Origin of the sequence: Streptomyces sp. YIM 121038 (assembly GCF_006088715.1) — a bacterium.
In the GTDB taxonomy this organism is placed as follows: domain Bacteria; phylum Actinomycetota; class Actinomycetes; order Streptomycetales; family Streptomycetaceae; genus Streptomyces.
In genome coordinates, this window is sequence record NZ_CP030771.1 from 6,016,868 (window position 1) to 6,037,680 (window position 20,813).

Sequence of the window (20,813 nt, forward strand, 5' to 3'; positions counted from 1 at the left end):
TGGCGTTTGGGTTCCCGCGCTTCGCGCTTGTCCTCAAGCGCCGGACGGGCTGGGTGGGGGTGCCGGGCGGGTGGGTTTCCGCGCTTCGCGCTTGTCCTCAAGCGCCGGACGGGCTGAAGGGGGGTGCTGGGCGTTCGTTCTCGGGTGCCGGATGGGCTGGGTAGGGGTGCGCTGGGCGGGCGTTCTCGGGGGTGCTGGGGGGTGGGGGCGGGGCCCCGCTCGCTCGGTGCTCGGGGCGTACGGGACAATGGAGTACGTGACTCGGATCGTGATCATTGGTGGCGGACCCGGCGGATACGAGGCGGCGCTGGTCGCGGCCCAGCTCGGCGCGGAGGTGACCGTCGTCGACTGCGACGGTCTGGGCGGGGCGTCGGTGCTCACCGACTGCGTGCCGTCGAAGACCCTGATCGCGACGGCCGAGGTGATGACCACCTTCGACTCGTCGTACGAAGAGCTCGGGATCATCGTCGAGGACGACACCCCGCACATCGACCAGGCCGCGCGTGTCGTGGGCGTGGACCTCGGCAAGGTGAACCGCCGGGTGAAGCGGCTCGCGCTCGCGCAGTCGCACGACATCACCGCGTCCGTGACGCGGGCGGGCGCGCGCGTGCTCCGCGGCCGCGGACGCCTCGAGGGCCAGCAGGCCATGGACGGGTCGCGGACCGTGGTCGTGCGCGCCGCCGACGGGACCGAGGAGCGGCTCACCGCCGACGCCGTGCTCATCGCCACCGGCGGCCACCCGCGCGAGCTGCCGGACGCCCAGCCGGACGGCGAGCGCATCCTGAACTGGACGCAGGTGTACGACCTCGACGAGCTGCCCGAGGAGCTCATCGTGGTCGGCTCCGGCGTCACCGGCGCCGAGTTCGCGGGTGCCTACCAGGCGCTCGGGTCCAAGGTGACCCTCGTGTCCTCGCGCGACCGCGTGCTGCCGGGCGAGGACCCGGACGCCGCCGCCGTCCTGGAGGACGTCTTCCGCCGCCGCGGGATGAACGTGATGGGCCGTACCCGCGCCGCCTCCGCCAAGCGCGTGGGCGACCGCGTGGAGGTCACCCTCGCCGACGGGCGCGTCATCTCCGGCACGCACTGCCTGATGGCCGTCGGCGCCATCCCCAACAGCAGCGGCATGGGCCTGGAGGAGGCCGGGGTCAAGCTGAAGGACTCCGGGCACATCTGGACCGACCGGGTGTCCAGGACCTCCGCCCCCGGTGTGTACGCGGCCGGTGACGTCACCGGCATCTTCGCCCTCGCCTCCGTGGCCGCCATGCAGGGCCGCATCGCGATGTACCACTTCCTGGGCGACGCGGTGACCCCGCTGAACCTGAAGACCGTCTCGTCGAACGTCTTCACCGACCCGGAGATCGCCACCGTCGGCTACACCCAGGCCGACGTCGACGCGGGCAAGATCGACGCCCGGGTGGTCAAGCTGCCCCTCCTGCGCAACCCGCGCGCGAAGATGCAGGGCATCCGGGACGGCTTCGTCAAGATCTTCTGCCGCCCCGGTACGGGGATCGTGGTCGGCGGCGTGATCGTCGCACCGCGCGCTTCGGAACTGATCCACCCCATCTCGATCGCGGTCGACAACAATCTGACGGTGGAGCAGATCGCTAACGCCTTCACCGTGTACCCCTCGCTTTCGGGGTCGATCGCCGAGGTGGCCCGGCAGCTGCACACGCGGAAGACGAGCGGCGAGGCCTGATTCCGGTGTCCCCGGGTGCCGCGCGCGGCACCCGGAAGTGATCCCTCCGGCGGCCGGAATCAACTCTTCGCAGGTCACAGCCTGTTGCCGTCCATGCGTCCGGCATAGGCGCGTAGAGTACCCCTATACCACTCCCACCCCTGTCGTGCGTACAACTTCTGTAATTCGGCGCAAACTGCTGAAAGCAGACGGTCGTTGGGGTTACTGTCAGTTTCGTGTTCGCTGCAGAACGTCGCCAATTGATCCTCGAAATGGTGCGGGCCAACGGGGCTGTGTCGCTCCGTGAGCTCGCCCGCGTCGTCCAGACCTCCGAAGTGACCGTACGGCGGGACGTGCGCGCGCTGGAGGCAGAAGGACTCCTCGACCGCCGGCATGGCGGTGCGGTATTGCCGGGCGGATTCACGCGGGAGTCCGGCTTTCCGCAGAAATCGCATCTCGCGTCCGCCGAGAAGACGGCCATCGCCGACCTCGCGGCGGGTCTCGTCGATGAGGGCGAGGCCATCGTCGTCGGGGCGGGTACGACCACGCAGGAGCTGGCCCGCCGGCTCGCGCGGGTACCCGGCCTGACCGTGGTCACCAACTCCCTGCTCGTGGCCCAGGCCCTGGCCCACGCCAACAGAGTGGAAGTCGTCATGACCGGCGGCACCCTGCGCGGCTCCAACTACGCCCTGGTGGGCAGTGGTGCCGAACAGTCGCTCCAGGGGCTCAGGGTCTCGCGCGCCTTCCTGTCCGGCAGTGGCCTGACCGCAGAGCGCGGCCTGTCCACGTCGAACATGCTGTCCGCGAGCGTGGACCGCGCGCTCGTCCAGGCGGCGGCCGAGGTCGTGGTCCTCGCCGACCACACCAAACTCGGCACGGACACGATGTTCCAGACCGTGCCGACGGACGTCATCACCCGCCTCGTCACCGACGAACCGCCCGCCCACGACGACCGCGCGGCCACCGAGTTGCAGGCCCTGGCGGACCAGGGCGTGCAGATCGCCGTGGCCGGCGGAGCCGCGGGCCCCGGCCAGGGCCCGGGGGTCGACCCCGTGCCCACGGGCCGCCAGCCCCGCAGGGACGTACCGCTGCCCGGCCAGCGGCGGGGGCACGGGGGCCAGGGGCCGCAGCTGCGCAGTGCGGCGGTCCTGGGCGACCAGCAGTCCGGGGAGCGGGCGGCGAGGGTGGCCGACCTCCGGCGGCGGTAGGCCAGGGGGCGGGGCGCGCCGCGCCTCGTCCTCAGCCGCCGGACGGGCCCGCGGGGTGGGCCTTGAGGCCGCGCAGGGTCAGGGTGAGCAGGCGGTCGGCGAGCTCCGGGTCGCCGGGGGACTCCTCGGCGGCCAGGGCGATCGCGTTCGTCAGCTGGAGCAGGTCCTCGATGGACACGCCCGCGCGCACCGCGCCCGCCGCCTGGGCGCGGGCGAGGAGGGCCGCACCCGCCTCCCGCATGGGGCGGCTGCACCGCCCCAGCGGGGTGCTGTCGTCCCGCGACACCGACATCAGGGCCCGCGCGAGCCCCCGGTACTCGCTCGCGTGCGTCACCAGGGCGCGCAGCCACGCCACGAGGGCCGCACAGGGCTGCGGGGCGCCGAGCAGCTCCCGTGAGCGGCTCAGGAGGTCGCTGACCGCTTCCTCGAACACGGCGCTCATCAGGGCGTGGCGGTTGGGGAAGTGCCGGTACAGGGTGCCGATGCCCACGCCCGCGCGGCGGGCGACGTCTTCGAGGGAGGTGTCCGTGCCGTGCTCCGCGAAGGCGGAGCGGGCCTCCTTCAGGAGGCGCTGGTGGTTGCGCTGGGCATCGGCGCGCATGCGGCCTCCTCGGTCGCCGGACGGTCCGAACGCCCCCGCCCACCCGCCCCGGAAGGGGACGGGTGGGCGGAGGCCTGGCGGTACGGGCTCAGGGTGCCCGTACCGGGAAGAGTCAGTCCTTGATCTCGCAGATGGCCGCGCCCGAGGTGAGGCTCGCGCCCACCTCGGCCTGGAGGCCCTTGACGGTGCCGGAGCGGTGGGCGTTCAGGGGCTGCTCCATCTTCATGGCCTCCAGGACCACGATGAGGTCGCCCTCCTTGACCTCCTGGCCCTCCTCGACCGCGACCTTGACGATCGTGCCCTGCATCGGCGACGCCAGGGTGTCGCCGGACGCCGCCGGGCCGGACTTCTTGGCCGCGCGGCGCTTCGGCTTGGCGCCCGCCGAAAGTCCCGTACGCGCCAGGGACATGCCCATGCCGGCGGGCAGGGAGACCTCGAGGCGCTTGCCGCCGACCTCGACGACGATCGTCTCGCGGTCGCCGTCCTCCTCCTCGGCGTCGCCGCCCACGGGGGCGAACGGGGGGATGTCGTTGACGAACTCGGTCTCGATCCACCGGGTGAAGACCGTGAACGGCTCGTCGGAGCCGGTCAGTTCGGGTGCGAACGCCGGGTCGGCGACCACCTTGCGGTGGAACGGGATGGCGGTGGCCATGCCCTCGACCTCGAACTCGGCCAGCGCGCGGGCGGCCCGCTCCAGGGCCTCCTTGCGGGTGCGCCCGGTGACGATCAGCTTGGCGAGCAGCGAGTCCCAGGCCGGGCCGATGACCGAGCCGGACTCGACGCCCGCGTCCAGGCGGACACCGGGGCCGGACGGGCCCGCGAACCTGGTGACGGTGCCGGGGGCGGGCAGGAAGCCCCGGCCCGGGTCCTCGCCGTTGATGCGGAACTCGAAGGAGTGGCCGCGCAGTTCGGGGTCGCCGTAGCCGAGCTCCGCGCCGTCGGCGATGCGGAACATCTCGCGGACCAGGTCGATCCCGGCGACCTCCTCGGTGACCGGGTGCTCCACCTGGAGACGGGTGTTGACCTCCAGGAAGGAGATCGTGCCGTCGGCGCCGACGAGGAACTCGACGGTGCCCGCGCCGACGTAGCCGGCCTCCTTCAGGATCGCCTTCGACGCGCTGTACAGCTCCTCGACCTGGGCGTCGGAGAGGAACGGCGCCGGGGCCTCCTCCACCAGCTTCTGGTGGCGGCGCTGGAGCGAGCAGTCACGGGTGGAGACCACGACCACGTTGCCGTGCTGGTCGGCGAGGCACTGGGTCTCGACGTGGCGCGGCTTGTCCAGGTAGCGCTCCACGAAGCACTCGCCGCGGCCGAAGGCGGCGACCGCCTCGCGCACCGCGGAGTCGTACAGCTCCGGCACCTCTTCGAGGGTGCGGGCGACCTTCAGGCCGCGGCCGCCGCCGCCGAACGCCGCCTTGATGGCGATGGGCAGGCCGTGCTCCTCGGCGAACGCGACGACCTCGTCGGCACCCGAGACCGGGTCCGGGGTGCCCGCGACCAGCGGGGCGCCCGCGCGCTGCGCGATGTGCCGGGCGGCGACCTTGTCACCCAGGTCCCGGATCGCCTGCGGCGGCGGGCCGATCCAGGTGAGGCCCGCGTCCAGGACGGCCTGCGCGAACTCGGCGTTCTCGGAGAGGAAGCCGTAGCCGGGGTGGACGGCGTCCGCCCCGGAGTCCTTGGCGGCGGCGAGCACCTTCGCCATGTCCAGATAACTGGTCGCCGGGGTGTCACCGCCGAGGGCGAACGCCTCGTCTGCGGCCCGCACATGCAGCGCGTCCCGGTCGGGGTCCGCGTAGACGGCAACGCTCGCGATCCCGGCATCCCGGCACGCCCGGGCGACCCGGACAGCGATTTCGCCACGGTTGGCGATGAGCACCTTGCGCACGATGGCTCCCTCCTTGAAACAAGCCGAGTTTAGGGACTGCCGACACGCCCTTTCGACCCGTCCCCATTGGTGAGCTTGCCCACACGGAGCGTGATCCGAGGCGCGCCCGACCCCCGAAATCCCTTGTCGCACCGTGGTACGCAGGGTCCCTTCCCGGCAGCGTAGCCCTCCGGTGTGCTCAAGGTCTCTGTGAGGGCGCGCTGCGGCGCGGGAGCTTTCTTTGTGGAGTCCCTACGAATGGCCCAATGAATCTTTGCCTCCGGCACGGCTCTTGTCCCCCGGTTTACCCGTTAGTAGCGTGCCCGATGGCTCGTACGTACTTGCGGTAACAGCGGTTGCCGGGGATCGGTGGAGAGTGGGTGGGGCGCCGTGGGGCGCAGACCGGTGGCGTGGGCGGGAGCGGTCGTGCTGTGGGCGGGGGCGGCCGGCGTCGCGTTCCTCAACTGGTTCCTGGGCCTGGTCGTCGACAAGCAGAAGATGTCCCTCGCCGGGCTCGACCCGCACGCCATGACCGTGGCGACGTGGCTCGCGGGCGGTGCCCTCGGGCTCTATCTGGCGCTGTGCGGCTTCCTGCTGGCGCGCACCGCCGTGCGCGACCGCGCGCCGGGCGGCTTCGGACACGCCGTACTGATCAGCGCCGCCGTGCTGCACGCGCTGCTCGGCGCGTTCGCGGTGGGCCTGGTGGGCTGGCTCGCGTTCGCGTTCATGATGCTGGTGCTTGGGCTCGTCGTGCTGACGCTGATGGCCTACGACCGCCACGAGGGCCGGGCCGCGGCGGCGGACGCCCCGCCGCCCGGTGACGGGGCCCCGCGGACGGCGTGAGGCGCCGTCCGCGGCCGTGCGCTAGTCGGCCCACAACTGGGTGATGCCCACGCCCAGTTCGGCCAGGAGGCGGCGGAGGAGCGGCAGGGAGAGGCCGATGACGTTGCCGTGGTCGCCGTCGATGCCGTCGATGAAGGGGGCCGAGCGGCCGTCGAGCGTGAACGCGCCCGCCACGTACAGCGGTTCGCCGCTCGCCACGTACGCCGCGATCTCCTCGTCCGAGGGCTCGCCGAAGCGGACCACCGTCGAGGCGGTGGCGGCGACGTGCCGGCCCGAGGCCGTGTCGTACACGCAGTGCCCGGTCTGCAGGACGCCCGCGCGGCCGCGCATCGCCTTCCAGCGGGCGGTGGCCTCCTCGGCGTCGGCGGGCTTGCCGAGGGCCTGGCCGTCCAGCTCCAGGACCGAGTCGCAGCCGATGACCAGGGCGCCCTTGACGTCCGGCCGCGCGGCGACCACCGACGCCTTCGCCTCCGCGAGGGCCTTGGCGAGCTCGGCCGGGGTGGGGGCGGTGACCGCGTCCTCGTCGACCCCGCTGACGATCACCTCGGGGGCGAGCCCCGCCTGGCGCAGCAGGCCGAGGCGGGCGGGGGACTGGGAGGCGAGGACGAGGCGGCGGGTGGGCTGATCACTCATGCGGTCAGCGTAGCCCCGGTCCCGTCCGCTCAGATGATCCCCAGGATCAGCATCGCGAGGAGCATGGCCACCGCCAGGAGCACGCCCGCGCGGCGCATCTTGACCTGCATGTCCCGCATGTCCTTGGGCGGGTCGTTCTCCGGGTCGGACCACAGCATGGCTCGATGGTGCGCGCCGGGCCGGTGCCGCGCCTGAGTACGCGTACCTAAGTTCCGCAGATCGACCGTTCACCCGTACAACCCCGCGCCGGTGTCCGGCGTCAACTACGCGTTGGTCGTCCGGGAGGGGAGCGTTCTGATATGCGCGCACTGCGCACCAAGGTCCTGATGGCGGTGGCGGCGGCCGCGCCCGCACCGGCCGCGAAGGCCGCCGCCGACTTCGACGGCGACGGCTACGGCGACGTGGTCCTCGCCACCCCCGACGCGACCGTGAACGGCGTCAGGAAGGCCGGGCACGTCGCCGTCCTGTACGGCTCCGCGGACGGCGTCGCGGGCGGGCGCAGGCAGCTGGTCAGCCAGGCGTCGGCGAAGGTGCCGGGGGCGCCGGAGGAGCGCGACCGGTTCGGGGGCGCGTACGACACCGGGGACCTGGACGGCGACGGATACGCGGACCTGGTCGTCGGGGTGCCGGGCGAGAACGACGAGCGGGGGATCGTCACCGTGCTGTGGGGCGGCCGGGGCGGGCTCGTCCACGGCGGTCTGAGCATGACCTCGCCGCGCACCGGCCTCGACGTGCACTACGGCGGGTCCGTCGTCGTCGGCGACTTCGACGGCGACGGCAGGCAGCACGTCGCCACGCACTCCTACTGGGGCGCGGTCAGCCTCTCCGGCGACGGCTTCACCCGCACCCGGGCCCCGCGGCAGCAGCGCCTGAACCTCCACGGCGAGGACGCCTTCCGCCTCGTGGAGCGCCTGGAGGCCGGGGACTACGACGGCGACGGCGACGACGACCTGCTCGCCTCCGGCATCGACAACGCGGAGGGCGACGACCTCGACGGCTGGGTCGGCTACTGGAAGGGCGGCCGCACCGGCGTGACGTTCGCGCGCCCGCCCGCCGCGCTGCCCGCCACCCGCATCGGCCTGGAGGGCTCCGGCGACGTGAACAAGGACGGCTACGCGGACGTCGTGATCACCGATGCGGCCGCCCCCGGCGGCGGCGCGGTCGGCGTCTACTACGGCGGCGGGCGCGGCCCCGGCAGCGGCGGCGCGACGGTGCTCGACCAGAACAGCCCGGGCGTGCCGGACGAGGGCGAGGAGGGCGACGCGTTCGGCGCGAGCGCCTCGGTCGGCGACGTCGACGGCGACGGCTACGCCGACGTCGCGGTCGGCGCCCCCGCGAAGGGCGCGGACGGCCGCACCGCCACCGGCGCCGTCCACCTCCTCAAGGGCTCCGCGGCCGGGCTCACCGGCACCGGCGCGCAGGTCCTCGACCAGAGCACGGCGGGCGTGCCGGGCACGGCCGAGGACGACGACCGCTTCGGCTCCGCGGTCCAGGTGCGGGACACCAACGGCGACGGCAGGGCCGAGGTCGTCGTCGCCGCGTCCGGCGAGAGCGTGTTCCCCGGCGCGCGGTGGAACGACGGCTCCGCCTGGGTGCTGCGCGGCACGAAGGGCGGGATCGGCGCCGCGGGGGCGTACTCGCTCAGCGAGAGGGCGTTCGGCCTCACGTACCGGAACAAGCGGTTCGGGTCCGTGCTCGGGCGCTGAACCGCCGCGGTGGGGGCGCGGGCCGCGCCCCCACCGGGCCCGTCACACGGGCCAGTACGTGCGGCCCCAGGACGCGGGGCCCGGCTGCGGCAGGCGCTCGCGGGCCACGCGGGCCGGGTCCGCCCAGGCGTCCGGGGTGCGGGGCGCGCCGGACGGCGCCTGCGCGGCCGCCGCGGCGCGCGCCTGGACCACCGCCAGGGCGGCGGCCAGCTCCTCGGGGGTCGGGTTGCCTCGTACGACCTTGATCACGAATGGGCTCCTCGGGGGTCGGGACACAGCCGTGGGGGCCGGGCTACAGCGGGATGTTGCCGTGCTTCTTCGGGGGCAGGGACTCCCGCTTCGTACGCAGCTGGCGCAGGCCGCGCACGAGGTGCGAGCGGGTCTCGGAGGGCATGATCACCGCGTCCACGTAGCCGCGCTCGGCGGCCGTGTACGGGTTCAGGAGCGTGTCCTCGTACTCCTGGATGAGCCGCGCCCGGGTCTCCTCCTGGGCGGCCTCGTCCCCGGCCGCGGCGATCGTGCGGCGGTGCAGGATGTTCACCGCGCCCTGCGCGCCCATCACCGCGATCTGCGCGGTCGGCCAGGCCAGGTTCAGGTCCGCGCCCAGGTGCTTGGAGCCCATCACGTCGTACGCGCCGCCGAAGGCCTTGCGCGTGATCACGGTGATCAGCGGGACCGTCGCCTCCGCGTACGCGTAGATCAGCTTGGCGCCGCGGCGGATGATGCCCTCGTGCTCCTGGCCGACGCCGGGCAGGAAGCCCGGCACGTCCACGAAGGTCAGCACGGGCACGTTGAACGCGTCGCAGGTGCGCACGAAGCGCGCGGCCTTCTCGCTCGCGTCGATGTCGAGGCAGCCCGCGAACTGCATCGGCTGGTTGGCGACGATGCCCACCGGGTGGCCCTCGACGCGCCCGAAGCCGGTGAGGATGTTCGGCGCGAACAGCGGCTGCGTCTCGAAGAAGTCCCCGTCGTCCAGGACGTGCTCGATGACCGTGTGCATGTCGTACGGCTGGTTGGCGCTGTCCGGCACGAGCACGTCGAGCTCGCGGTCCTCGTCGGTCGCCTCCAGGTCCGCCTCCTCGGGGAAGACCGGGGGCTCGCTGAGGTTGTTCGACGGCAGGTACGAGAGCAGCGACTTGACGTACTCGATCGCGTCCTTCTCGTCGCCCGCCATGTGGTGGGCCACGCCGGAGGTCGCGTTGTGCGTGCGGGCGCCGCCCAGCTCCTCGAAGCCGACGTCCTCGCCGGTGACGGTCTTGATGACGTCCGGGCCCGTGATGAACATGTGCGAGGTCCGGTCGACCATCACCGTGAAGTCGGTGATCGCCGGGGAGTACACGGCGCCGCCCGCGCACGGCCCGACGACCAGGCTGATCTGCGGGATCACCCCGGACGCGTGCGTGTTGCGGCGGAAGATCTCGCCGTACATCCCGAGGGCCATCACGCCCTCCTGGATGCGGGCGCCGCCCGAGTCGTTGATCCCGACCACCGGACAGCCCGTCTTCAGGGCGAAGTCCATCACCTTCATGATCTTCTGGCCGAAGACCTCGCCGAGCGAGCCGCCGAGGACCGTGAAGTCCTGCGAGAAGACGGCGACCGGGCGGCCGTCGACCGTGCCGTAGCCGGTCACCACGCCGTCCCCGTACGGGCGGTTGTGCTCCATGCCGAAGTCGGTGGAGCGGTGCCGGGCGAACTCGTCGAGCTCCACGAACGAGCCCTCGTCGAGCAGCAGCTCGATCCGCTCGCGCGCCGTCAACTTCCCCTTGGCGTGCTGCTTCTCGACCGCGCGCGCCGAACCGGCGTGCTTCGCCTCCTCGATGCGGCGCCGCAGGTCGGCCAGCTTCCCGGCGGTCGTGTGGATGTCGGTGCCGGGATCGCCCCCGGTGGGCGCCGGGGCCTGGTGAGGCTCCTGGGGCTGCGCGGAGGGCTGCTTGGGCTCGTGCGGCTCGGACATCGGGACGCGGCTCCCTGCCTGCTCAAAGGGGACGGTGAGGGGCTTACGACGCTGGCTACTGACTCGTAGCGTATCGGCGCGGATACGCCTGTGCAGTGCGGCGTTTACCACACCTAGGGTGGCTTGCATGACGCCGTCGAATGACCCAGAGAACACCGGGAACCGCTGGAGCGACCTGGACCGCCCGCCCCTGAACGCGGCCGCGCTGCGCCGCGCGCTCGTCCGCGACGGCGGGCTCTACCGCTCCCTGGACGTGGTGGCGTCCACCGGCTCCACCAACAGCGACCTGGCCGCCCGCGCCGACGAGCTGCCCGAGGGCGCCGTGCTCGTCGCCGAGGCGCAGAGCGCGGCGCGCGGCCGCCTCGACCGGCGCTGGACCGCGCCCGCGCGCTCGGGCCTGTTCTTCTCCGTCCTGCTCAAGCCGGACGAGGTGCCCGTGGAGCGGTGGGGCTGGCTGCCGCTGCTCACCGGCGTCGCCGTCGCCACCGGCCTCGCCCGGGCCGCCGGGGTCGACACCGCGCTGAAGTGGCCCAACGACCTGCTCGTCACCGTCGACGGGGACGAGCGCAAGGCCGGCGGCATCCTCGCCGAACGCGCGGGCGCCACCGGTGTCGTCGTCGGCATCGGCGTCAACGTCACCCTGCGCGCGGCGGAGCTTCCCGTGCCGCACGCGGGCTCCCTCGCCCTCGCGGGCGCCGTGGGCACCGACCGCGACCCCCTCCTGCGGGCCGTCCTGCGCAGCCTGGAGCGCTGGTACGGCGACTGGCGCGCGGTCGGGGGCGACCCGGCGGCCTGCGGGCTCCAGGAGGCGTACGCGGCGGGGTGCGCGACCCTCGGGCGCGCGGTGCGGGCCGAGCTGCCCGGGGGGCGCGAGGTCTCCGGCGAGGCCGTGGCGGTGGACGGGGACGGGCGGCTGGTTCTCGCCACGGCCGAGGGGGTTCGGGAGCCCGTGGGCGCGGGGGACGTCGTCCACCTGCGCGGCGTCGGCTGACGGCCCTCGCGGGGCTCCCCAATCCCGCCCCTTCCCGAACAAGGGGGCTCCGCCCCCTTGGACCCCCGACAACGGCGCTGTATTCCAGCCCCTCCGGCGTTTGAGGAGCGGGGGTCTGGGGGCGGAGCCCCCAGGAAGCGGGAAGGGGCGGGCCTGGGGCGCCCCGCGAGGGCGGCGGGCCGAGCCGGGAGTGAGCTGGGGCACACCTGCCGTAAAGTTGGCGCCGGTCGATATCTGACCGTGGCAGATCGGAAGGGCAGCAGGCGTGACCGTCGACGACACCGGCTCCGGCCAGGGCGCACACCCAGCCCCCGACGGTGAGCCCCGCGCGGCGGCACCCCCGGCCTCCGAGGAGGGACCCGGCGCGGGCGACAAGGCCGCCAAGGACGACAAGCCGGACGACTCCTACCGCCCGGCGGAGCCGGACCTGGCGGCGGCCCTCGACCGCACGGCGAACCCCGGGCACCCGGCCGACCCCGACGACGACAAGGACCCCCTGGCGCTGCGCCTGGAGCAGCTGATCCTCGGGGCCGACCGGCGCTACACCCCCTTCCAGGCGGCCCGCAGCGCGGGCGTCTCCATGGAGCTGGCGTCCCGCTTCTGGCGGGCCATGGGCTTCCCCGACATCGGCCAGGCCAAGGCCCTCACCGAGGCCGACGTGCTCGCGCTGCGCCGCCTCGCGGGCCTCGTCGAGGCGGGCCTGCTGAGCGAGGCGATGGCGGTGCAGGTGGCGCGGTCCACCGGGCAGACCACCGCCCGGCTCGCGGAGTGGCAGATCGACTCGTTCCTGGAGGGCCTCACCGAGCCGCCCGAGCCGGGCATGACCCGTACGGAAGTCACGTATCCGCTCGTCGAACTGCTGCTGCCCGAGCTGGAGGAGTTCCTCATCTACGTGTGGCGGCGGCAGCTCGCCGCGGCCACCGGCCGGGTCGTCCAGGCGGCCGACGACGAGGAGATGGTCGACCGGCGGCTCGCCGTCGGCTTCGCCGACCTCGTCGGCTTCACGCGCCTCACGCGGCGCATGGAGGAGGAGGAACTCGGCGAGCTGGTCGAGGCGTTCGAGACGACGGCCGCCGACCTGGTCGCCGCGCACGGCGGACGGCTCATCAAGACCCTCGGCGACGAGGTGCTCTTCGCCGCCGACGACGCCGGGATCGCGGCCGAGATCGCGCTGCGGCTCATCGAGACCATGGCGAACGACGAGACCATGCCCGAGCTGCGCGTCGGCATCGCCTTCGGCACGGTGACGACCCGCATGGGCGACGTGTTCGGCACCACGGTGAACCTCGCGAGCCGCCTCACCTCGATAGCGCCCCGGGACGCCGTGCTCGTCGACGGGGCCCTCGCCGAGGAGCTGACCCGCACCGGGGAGGCCCCGGCGTCCGAGACGGAGGCCGCGGCGCTAGCCGAGCGCGCCGAGAAGGGGGGCGAGGAGCCGCCCGGGTACCGCTTCGCGCTCCAGCCGATGTGGCAGCGGCCGGTCCGCGGCCTCGGCATCGTCGAGCCCTGGCTGCTCACCCGCAGGGGCTGACGCCCGGCCGGTGACGGGTACCCAAGGCGCGGTCCTGCTGACATGATCGCGGGGTAACGGTCGTTAACCGGGAGTTGGAGGGGTCATGGGCGAGCTGCGGTTCGGGGAGTTCGTGGGAGTACGCCGGCACGGCCACGTGGCGGAGCTCGCGCTGGACCGGCCCAAGGCCATGAACGCCGTGTCCAGCGCCATGGCCCGCTCCATCAGCGAGGCCTGCGACGCGCTCGGCGCGGACCGGGACGTGCGCGTGGTGGTGCTGACCTCCACGCACGAGCGCGCGTTCTGCGTGGGCGCCGACCTCAAGGAGCGCAACTCCCTCACCGACGCGGAGCTGGTGCGCCAGCGGCCCGTCACCCGGGCCGCGTACACCGGGGTGCTCGACCTGCCGATGCCCACCGTCGCCGCCGTGCACGGCTACGCCCTCGGCGGCGGCTTCGAGCTCGCGCTGTCCTGCGACGTCATCGTCGCCGACCCGACGGCCGTGGTCGGCCTGCCCGAGGTGTCCGTGGGCGTGCTGCCCGGCGGTGGCGGCACCCAGCTGCTTCCCCGGCGCGTGGGCGCAGCGCGGGCCGCCGAGCTGATCTTCTCGGCGCGCCGCGTGGCGGCCGCGGAGGCCAAGGAGCTCGGGCTCGTCGACCTGGTGGCGGGCGAGGGCGAGGACCGCGACGAGGCCCTGGCGCTCGCCGCCCGCATCGCCGCGAACTCGCCCGTCGGGCTGCGTGCCGCCAAGCGCGCGCTGCGCCTCGGCCACGGGCTCGACCTGCGCGCGGGCCTGGAGGTGGAGGACGCGGCCTGGCGGTCGGTGGCGTTCTCCGGGGACCGGGCGGAGGGCGTGGCGGCGTTCAACGAGAAGCGGAAGCCGGAGTGGCCCGGGGAGTAGGGCCGCGCGCGGGGTGCCCCGGCCTCGCCCCCGGGGTGCCCGGCCCCGCTCGCGGGGCGCTCCGGCCTCACGTCTCCCTTTGCGTGGAATGTCCGTAACCTGGAGTGATGGGACAGGACGTTCGGTTGCGCGCTGTCGTGGCGCTCGCGCAGGGGATGGCCGCCGCGCACACCCCGCGCGGGTCCTGGCGCGCGGCCGCCCAGGGCGCCCGGCGGGCCCTGGACGGGAGCTTCGCCGCGCTGTCCGTGTGGGAGCGCGAGCGCGGGCGCCTGCGCGTCCTCGCCAACGTCGGGGAGCTGGCCGCGGGGGAGGAGGAGTTCCCCGAGGGCGAGGCCTACCCCGTCCACCAGTTCCCGGAGATCACGGAGTTCCTGCACGAGCGCTGGGCGGGCGGCGGCGAGCCGCACGCCTGGGTGGAGACCGCGCGGGGGCCCGGTGACGGCGGGCGCGCGGGCTACTGCCACCAGCGGGTCGCCGCGCTGCGCCGACGCGGGCGCGGCTGCTGCGTGGTGGCCCCGATCGTGCTGCGCGGGCGCGCCTGGGGCGAGCTGTACGTGGCGCGGCCGGTGGGCGCGCCGGTCTTCGACCGGACCGACGCGGACTTCGCCACCGTCCTCGCGGCCGTGGTCGCCGCCGGGATCGCCCAGACCGAGCGCCTGGAGGAGGCCCGGCGCCTCGCCTTCACGGACTCCCTCACCGGCCTCGCCAACCGCCGCGCGGTCGACGTACGGCTCGACGAGGCCGTGGAGCGGCACCGGGCCGAGGGCGTCGTCGTCAGCCTCGTCGTCTGCGACGTGAACGGGCTCAAGCAGGTCAACGACCGGCTCGGGCACGCGGTCGGCGACCGGCTCCTGGAGCGCTTCGGCTCGCTGCTCTCGCTGTGCGGGGCGATGCTGCCGGGGGCCCTCGCGGCCCGGCTCGGCGGCGACGAGTTCTGCCTCCTTTCGATCGGCCCCTCCTCGGACGAGGTGGTGCGGGTCGCCGACGAACTGTGCCTGCGGGCGTACGAGTTGGAGCTGGGCGAGGGGGTCGCCTGCGGGGTCGCTTCGACGGGGGATCCGATCGGCCCGGTGCGGTCGGCCCGGCGCCTGTTCCGGCTCGCGGACGCGGCGCAGTACCGGGCGAAGGGCGCGCGGGCGCTGAAGCCGGTGGTCGCGGGGCGCGAGGGCGCCGACGACCCCGTGGTGCGCCTCGCGGACGAGGCGGCGACTCCCGCGCGGGGCGAGCGCCGCCGCTTCCGGGGGCGGTAGCCCGCACCGGGGGCGCCCCCCGGGCGTACCCCCCCCGTGGTGTTCCCCAGCGGCCGCTGGGGCGTTCCTCGGTGGCTCGTGTCGTGTTCTCCGGTGACCCGTACGGTGGTCCGCGGTGGCCCGCGGCGAGCCCTGGGGTGGTCTGCGGTGAGCCCCGGGGTGGTTCGCGGTGAGCCCCTGCGGTGGTCCGTGGGGAGCCTCGTGGTGGGCCGTGGGGAACCTCGTGGTGGTCCGGGGGGAAGCGTGCGGAGTTCCCCAGTGACACGGCGAGTTTCAATGCGTACGCTCCTGAATATGGATATGCAGACTGTGGTCGTAGGGACGTCCGGCACCACCGCCGCGGACGTCGTGGCCGTCGCCCGCCGGAACGCCCGCATCGAGCTCGGCGACGACGCCGTCGTCGCCCTCACCGCGGCCCGGGAGATCGTCGACGCCCTCGCCGCCAAACCGGAGCCGGTGTACGGCGTCTCCACCGGCTTCGGCGCCCTCGCCAGTCGGCACATCGACCACGACCTGCGCGCCCAGCTCCAGCGGAACATCGTCCGTTCGCACGCCGCAGGCATGGGCCCGCGCGTGGAGCGCGAGGTCGTGCGGGCGCTGATGTTCCTGCGCCTGAAGACGGTCTGCTCCGGCCACACCGGGGTGCGCCCGCAGGTCGCGCAGACCATGGCCGACGTCCTGAACGCGGGCATCACCCCGGTCGTCCACGAGTACGGCTCCCTGGGCTGCTCCGGCGACCTCGCCCCGCTCAGCCACTGCGCCCTGACCCTGATGGGCGAGGGTGACGCCGAGGGCCCGGACGGGACGGTGCGGCCCGCCGCCGAGCTGCTCGCCGAGCACGGCATCACCCCGGTCGAGCTGCGCGAGAAGGAGGGCCTCGCGCTGCTCAACGGCACCGACGGCATGCTCGGCATGCTGGTGATGGCCCTCGCCGACCTGGACGTCCTGTACAAGTCCGCAGACATCACCGCCGCGCTCTCCCTGGAGGCCCTGCTCGGTACGGCGAAGGTCCTCGCGCCCGAGCTGCACGCCATCCGCCCGCACCCCGGGCAGGCCGCCGCCGCGGCCAACATGCTGGCCGTCCTCGCCGGTTCGGGCCTGACCGGGCACCACCAGGACGACGCGCCGCGCGTCCAGGACGCGTACTCGGTGCGCTGCGCCCCGCAGGTCGCGGGCGCGGGCAGGGACACCCTCGCGCACGCCCGCACCGTCGCCGAGCGCGAGCTGGCCGCCGCCGTCGACAACCCGGTCGTCCTGCCGGACGGGCGCGTGGAGTCCAACGGCAACTTCCACGGCGCGCCCGTCGCGTACGTCCTGGACTTCCTCGCCGTCGCCGCCGCCGACCTCGGCTCCATCGCCGAGCGGCGCACCGACCGGCTGCTCGACAAGAACCGCTCGCACGGCCTGCCGCCGTTCCTCGCCGACGACGCGGGCGTCGACTCCGGCCTGATGATCGCCCAGTACACGCAGGCCGCCCTGGTCAGCGAGATGAAGCGGCTCGCCGTCCCGGCATCCGCCGACTCGATCCCGTCCTCCGCCATGCAGGAGGACCACGTCTCCATGGGCTGGTCGGCCGCGCGCAAGCTGCGGACCGCCGTCGACAACCTCGCCCGGATCCTCGCCGTCGAGCTGTACGCGGCCACGCGCGGCGTCGAGCTGCGCGAGGGCCTCACCCCCGCCCCCGCGAGCCGCGCCGTCATCGAGGCCGTGCGCAAGGCGGGCGTCGAGGGCCCGGGCCCGGACCGCTATCTCGCGCCGGACCTGGCGGCGGCGGAGCGGTTCGTCCGCGGTGGCGAGCTCGTCGCCGCGGCGGAGCAGGTCACGGGACCGCTGGCCTGATCACGGCTCCGGCACCGGCTCCGGGTCCCCCGGAGCCGGGCTCGCCGGCAGGAAGTCCTCGCTGATCTCCTTCGGCCCGTACGGCCACACCTTCTCCCGGCGCGCCCACACCACGAACGCCACGCAGCCGAGCGCGACCCAGGCGAGCGACCACTCGATGGGGTGGCGGCCCGGCGCGTTCTTGTCGGCGTACCCGTAGATGACCAGCCAGCCCGCGAGCGCCACGAAGCTCGGCAGCGGGTACAGCCACATGCGGTAGGGGCGGCGCAGCGCCGGCTGGCGGCGGCGCAGCACGCTCAGGGCGAGGATCTGGGCCAGCGCCTGCACCAGGACCATCACGGCCGTCAGGAGCTGGATCAGGGTCGCGAGGTCGGTGTGGCGGCCGAGCAGGAAGCCCCCGGAGGTCACCGCGCCCATCGTCGCGAGGCCGAGCACCGGGAAGCGGTGCCGGGCGTGCAGCCTCGCGTACGGCCGGAAGAACACGCGGTCGCGGGCCGCGTCGTAGGGCACCCGGGAGCCGCCGAGCAGCCCCGCGAAGACGGACGCGAACGCGGTGATCAGGATGAGCACGGTCACCGTGTCCGCCGCGCCCCTGCCCCAGGTCTCCTCCAGGACCGCCGACGCCACGGACGTCGAGGCCACGTCGTCGGGGTCCGTCATGCGGTGCCAGTCGATGACGCCGAGCGTGCCGATCTGGAGCAGCAGGTAGATCGTCATGATGCCGAGGATCGAGAAGACGATCGCGCGGGGCAGGGTGCGCCCCGGGTCCTTGATCTCGGCGCCCAGGTAGGCGGCCGTGTTGTAGCCGAGGTAGTCGTAGATGCCGATCGTCAGGCCGCCCGCGAAGCCGATCCAGAAGTGGTCGCTCGTCAGCTCGAAGGCGCCGGACGGGTAGGTGAACGCCAGGTCGGCGTCGAAGTGCGTGAGCGAGGCGACGATCACGCAGCCGACCGACACGATCATCACGACCCACATCACGGCCGTGATCCGCGCGATGTGCTCGATGCCGCGCCACAGCAGCGCGATGACGAGCGCGATCACGCCGAGCCCGATCAGATCGCCGGTCGTGCGCCCCATGCCGGGCGCGAGATAGCCCAGGTACTGCACGAACCCCACGATTCCCGTGGACATGCCCACCGGGATGAACAGCATCGCCGTCCACACGAACAGGAACGGCATCAGCCGCCTGGTGCGGTACTGGAAGGCCTGGCGCAGATAGACGTAGCTGCCGCCCGAGCCCGGCATGGCGGCGCTCAGCTCGGCCCAGACCAGGCCGTCCGCGAGCGCGAGCAGCGCGCCCGCGACGAACCCGGTGACCGCCTGCGGCCCGCCGAACGCCGCGACCATCAGCGGGATCGTCACGAAAGGTCCGATGCCACACATCTGGCTCATGTTGATGGCGGTGGCCTGGAAGGGGCCCACGCGGCGTACGAAGCCCTTCTCCGGCATGGGAGCCTCCTGGGCGCGACGGTCGGGCACGGCCGACCGACAACGGTACGGACGATCGCCGCCGGGCCCAAGAGGTCGGACGAAAGCGCGAGTTGGTGCCCCAGCCGTCAGGGTCTACTCGGCGGGGGCCGCTGTCCCGCCGCACGGACGCCGCGCCCGGCTCAGTCCGTCGCGCCGTCCCGGCGTACCGAGTACGCCACGAAGCCCGCCCCGAGTCCCAGGAACGCCGTGCCGCCCACCACGTACGGGGTGGTGTCGACACCGCCCGTGTCCGCGAGCCGGTCCTCGGTGGCGGTCGCCCGGGGCGCGGCGGAGGTGTGGCGGGGTGCGTCGGGTGCCGGGGCCGCCTTCGCGGAGGGGACGAAGCACAGGGCGCTGAGCAGGGCCGCGGCGGCTGCCGCGGTCAGCAGCGGGCGAAGTGCGGTCACGGGAAACGGATCCCCCTTGTGGAGCTGGCGAATTGGCCGTCTGGGGCGATGCTAATGAAAGGCGCGGGTCGTGCGGAAGCCGAGCCGGGCACGGGCCGTACCCTCCCTCCCATGAACGTGAATGAAACATCACGCTTTGTACGGCTGCGTGCCGAATTGGTCGTCGAGGTGGACGGGTCCGGCGACCTGACCGCCGCCGCCCTGAAGCGCATCGTGGACGACCCCCACCTCCCCCACGACGAGCGCATGCACGCCGAGGCCACCGTCAAGGAGGACGACGCGGAGGCGCTCGCCTATCTCGTGGACCCCTTCGACCTGGTCAAAGAGCTGCCCGGAATCGAGCTGACCCAGGCGTCCTGGAGCAGCGAAGTGATCGACTACGACCCCGATTCGCCGGACTGGGACCCGGACGAGCATGATGACGGTGAGGACGGCGAGGAGCCCTAGGGCGCGCCCGCGGCACCGCGCACCGGTCGGCACCGGAGCGAAGGGGGAGCCCCGGACGGCAACCGCCGTCCGGGGCTCCGTCGTCTCCTGAACGCGCGGCAGCCCCGTCCGTCCCGCCCGACGTGGTGTTCCCCACATTCGGGGCGGAAATGGAACGCGACGGACCGGGAACTGCGTTAGGCGTGAAGCGGGATTACGGGACCCCTGGGTCTTGTGCGGATTCGGCAACGATGGAGATGCGTGTAATGACGGACAGTAAGCGGCGCAGAGGTCTGGTGGCCGTGTCCGCCCTGGTCGGCGGGGTGCTCGTGCTCTCCGCCTGTAGCGGTGACGACGGCGACAAGAAGGGCTCCGGCGGCAAGGAGTCGCAGAGCCAGGTCGACGAGGCGGCGGCGGAGAAGACCTCGGCGGCCAAGATCGCGATCGCGCCGGAGAACGGCTCCGACAACGCGAGCATCAACAAGGACGCCAAGGTCACCGTGAGCGAGGGCACGCTCACGAACGTGGTGATGAAGGCCGAGGGCGGCGCCGCGGTCGCCGGCCGGATATCCGCGGACAAGAAGACCTGGAAGCCCAGCGCCCAGCTGGAGCGCGCCACGACGTACAAGATCACCGCGACCGCCGCGGACTCCGAGGGCCGCAAGGCGCACGAGAACTCGTCCTTCACGACCGTCTCGAAGGCCAACAGCTTCATCGGCAGCTTCACCCCGGAGGGCGGCTCCACGGTCGGCGTGGGCATGCCGGTGTCGATCAACTTCGACAAGCCGATCACCAACAGGAAGGCCGTGCAGGGCGGGGTCAAGGTGACCTCGACCTCCGGCCAGGAGATCGTCGGCCACTGGTTCGGCAACCAGCGCCTGGACTTCCGCCCCCAGGACTACTGGAAGGGCAACACCACCGTCACGCTGAAGCTGGCCCTGGACGGCGTCGAGGGCGCCGACGGGGTGTTCGGCGTCCAGCAGAAGACGGTCCAGTTCAAGATCGGGCGCAATCAGGTGTCCGTCGTGGACGCCAAGACCAAGCAGATGAAGATCATGCGGGACGGAAAGGTCGTCAAGACCATCCCGATCTCCGCCGGGTCGCCCGACAACAAGACGTACAACGGCAAGATGGTGATCTCCGAGAAGTTCAAGGAGACCCGGATGAACGGCGCGACCGTGGGCTTCACGGACAGCGACGGCAAGGGCGAGTACGACATCAAGGACGTCCCGCACGCCATGCGCCTGTCCAGCTCCGGCACCTTCATCCACGGCAACTACTGGGGCTCGCAGTCGATCTTCGGCAATGTGAACACCAGCCACGGCTGCATCGGTCTGCAGGACGCGAAGGGCGCGGGCGACAAGTCGACCCCGGGCTCCTGGTTCTTCGAGAACACGATCACCGGTGACGTCGTCGACGTCCGCAACACCGGCGACAAGACGATCGCCCCGGACAACGGCCTCAACGGCTGGAACATGAGCTGGGCGCAGTGGAAGGCGGGCTCCGCCCTCTGATCCACCGCCTCCGGGCCGTCC

Annotated in this window: 19 protein-coding genes; 11 read left to right on the plus strand and 8 right to left on the minus strand. The window is 73.2% G+C overall.

What is annotated here, in order from left to right:
- The first annotated feature begins 247 nt into the window (after positions 1-247).
- Positions 248-1,696 carry an NAD(P)H-quinone dehydrogenase gene (locus tag C9F11_RS25865; protein WP_138961495.1) on the plus strand — a complete coding sequence of 483 codons (1,449 nt, stop codon included), beginning with the start codon at positions 248-250 and terminating at the stop codon, positions 1,694-1,696.
- A 215-nt stretch (positions 1,697-1,911) separates the two neighbouring features.
- A complete protein-coding gene (locus C9F11_RS25870; RefSeq protein ID WP_138961496.1) occupies positions 1,912-2,883 on the plus strand; it encodes a DeoR/GlpR family DNA-binding transcription regulator in 972 nt (323 codons plus the stop codon).
- 31 nt (positions 2,884-2,914) lie between these two features.
- On the opposite strand, the gene C9F11_RS25875 is transcribed toward C9F11_RS25870, so the two are convergent.
- Positions 2,915-3,484 carry a TetR/AcrR family transcriptional regulator gene (locus tag C9F11_RS25875; RefSeq protein ID WP_138961497.1) on the minus strand — a complete coding sequence of 190 codons (570 nt, stop codon included), beginning with the start codon at positions 3,482-3,484 and terminating at the stop codon, positions 2,915-2,917.
- Between the two features lie 112 nt (positions 3,485-3,596).
- Positions 3,597-5,369, minus strand: a complete 1,773-nt coding sequence (locus C9F11_RS25880) for a biotin carboxylase N-terminal domain-containing protein (RefSeq protein ID WP_138961498.1) — start codon at positions 5,367-5,369, stop codon at positions 3,597-3,599.
- 369 nt (positions 5,370-5,738) lie between these two features.
- Here C9F11_RS25880 and C9F11_RS25885 point away from each other — a divergent pair, with 369 nt between their 5' ends.
- Positions 5,739-6,191, plus strand: a complete 453-nt coding sequence (locus C9F11_RS25885) for a hypothetical protein (RefSeq protein ID WP_249401890.1) — start codon at positions 5,739-5,741, stop codon at positions 6,189-6,191.
- A 21-nt stretch (positions 6,192-6,212) separates the two neighbouring features.
- On the opposite strand, the gene C9F11_RS25890 is transcribed toward C9F11_RS25885, so the two are convergent.
- Both C9F11_RS25890 and C9F11_RS49685 read right to left on the minus strand, forming a co-directional pair.
- Entirely contained in the window at positions 6,213-6,824 is a 612-nt protein-coding gene (locus C9F11_RS25890; protein ID WP_138961499.1) for a nucleoside triphosphate pyrophosphatase, read from the minus strand.
- A gap of 29 nt (positions 6,825-6,853) precedes the next feature.
- A complete protein-coding gene (locus tag C9F11_RS49685) occupies positions 6,854-6,982 on the minus strand; it encodes a hypothetical protein (protein ID WP_260423091.1) in 129 nt (42 codons plus the stop codon).
- Between the two features lie 141 nt (positions 6,983-7,123).
- Here C9F11_RS49685 and C9F11_RS25895 point away from each other — a divergent pair, with 141 nt between their 5' ends.
- The gene (locus tag C9F11_RS25895) at positions 7,124-8,530 is read left to right on the plus strand and encodes an FG-GAP-like repeat-containing protein (RefSeq protein ID WP_138961500.1); all 1,407 of its coding nucleotides are present in this window, start codon (positions 7,124-7,126) and stop codon (positions 8,528-8,530) included.
- Positions 8,531-8,572: 42 nt separating this feature from the next.
- Here the strand turns inward: C9F11_RS25895 and C9F11_RS25900 are convergent, their stop codons facing one another.
- Complete coding sequence (locus C9F11_RS25900) at positions 8,573-8,779, minus strand: acyl-CoA carboxylase epsilon subunit (RefSeq protein WP_138961501.1); 207 nt, start codon at positions 8,777-8,779, stop codon at positions 8,573-8,575.
- 43 nt (positions 8,780-8,822) lie between these two features.
- Positions 8,823-10,484, minus strand: a complete 1,662-nt coding sequence (locus tag C9F11_RS25905; RefSeq protein ID WP_249401891.1) for an acyl-CoA carboxylase subunit beta — start codon at positions 10,482-10,484, stop codon at positions 8,823-8,825.
- A gap of 127 nt (positions 10,485-10,611) precedes the next feature.
- Here C9F11_RS25905 and C9F11_RS25910 point away from each other — a divergent pair, with 127 nt between their 5' ends.
- The 5 genes from C9F11_RS25910 (at position 10,612) to hutH (ending at position 16,975) form a co-directional block, all read left to right on the plus strand.
- The gene (locus C9F11_RS25910; RefSeq protein ID WP_138961502.1) at positions 10,612-11,475 is read left to right on the plus strand and encodes a biotin--[acetyl-CoA-carboxylase] ligase; all 864 of its coding nucleotides are present in this window, start codon (positions 10,612-10,614) and stop codon (positions 11,473-11,475) included.
- Positions 11,476-11,740: 265 nt separating this feature from the next.
- Entirely contained in the window at positions 11,741-13,006 is a 1,266-nt protein-coding gene (locus C9F11_RS25915; protein WP_138961503.1) for an adenylate/guanylate cyclase domain-containing protein, read from the plus strand.
- Positions 13,007-13,091: 85 nt separating this feature from the next.
- Positions 13,092-13,886 (plus strand): enoyl-CoA hydratase-related protein, encoded by a 795-nt coding sequence (locus C9F11_RS25920; protein WP_138961504.1) that lies wholly within the window; start codon positions 13,092-13,094, stop codon positions 13,884-13,886.
- A gap of 107 nt (positions 13,887-13,993) precedes the next feature.
- On the plus strand, positions 13,994-15,136 hold the full coding sequence (locus tag C9F11_RS25925) for a GGDEF domain-containing protein (RefSeq protein WP_138961505.1): 1,143 nt from the start codon (positions 13,994-13,996) through the stop codon (positions 15,134-15,136).
- A gap of 300 nt (positions 15,137-15,436) precedes the next feature.
- The gene (gene hutH / locus C9F11_RS25930; protein WP_138966999.1) at positions 15,437-16,975 is read left to right on the plus strand and encodes a histidine ammonia-lyase; all 1,539 of its coding nucleotides are present in this window, start codon (positions 15,437-15,439) and stop codon (positions 16,973-16,975) included.
- On the opposite strand, the gene C9F11_RS25935 is transcribed toward hutH, so the two are convergent.
- Both C9F11_RS25935 and C9F11_RS25940 read right to left on the minus strand, forming a co-directional pair.
- A complete protein-coding gene (locus tag C9F11_RS25935) occupies positions 16,976-18,424 on the minus strand; it encodes an APC family permease (protein WP_138961506.1) in 1,449 nt (482 codons plus the stop codon).
- 161 nt (positions 18,425-18,585) lie between these two features.
- Positions 18,586-18,852, minus strand: a complete 267-nt coding sequence (locus C9F11_RS25940) for a hypothetical protein (RefSeq protein ID WP_138961507.1) — start codon at positions 18,850-18,852, stop codon at positions 18,586-18,588.
- Positions 18,853-18,963: 111 nt separating this feature from the next.
- Between C9F11_RS25940 and C9F11_RS25945 the strand changes: the two genes are divergently transcribed.
- On the plus strand, positions 18,964-19,299 hold the full coding sequence (locus C9F11_RS25945) for a hypothetical protein (protein WP_138961508.1): 336 nt from the start codon (positions 18,964-18,966) through the stop codon (positions 19,297-19,299).
- Positions 19,300-19,544: 245 nt separating this feature from the next.
- On the plus strand, positions 19,545-20,792 hold the full coding sequence (locus tag C9F11_RS25950) for an Ig-like domain-containing protein (protein ID WP_138961509.1): 1,248 nt from the start codon (positions 19,545-19,547) through the stop codon (positions 20,790-20,792).
- The last annotated feature ends 21 nt before the right edge of the window (positions 20,793-20,813 follow it).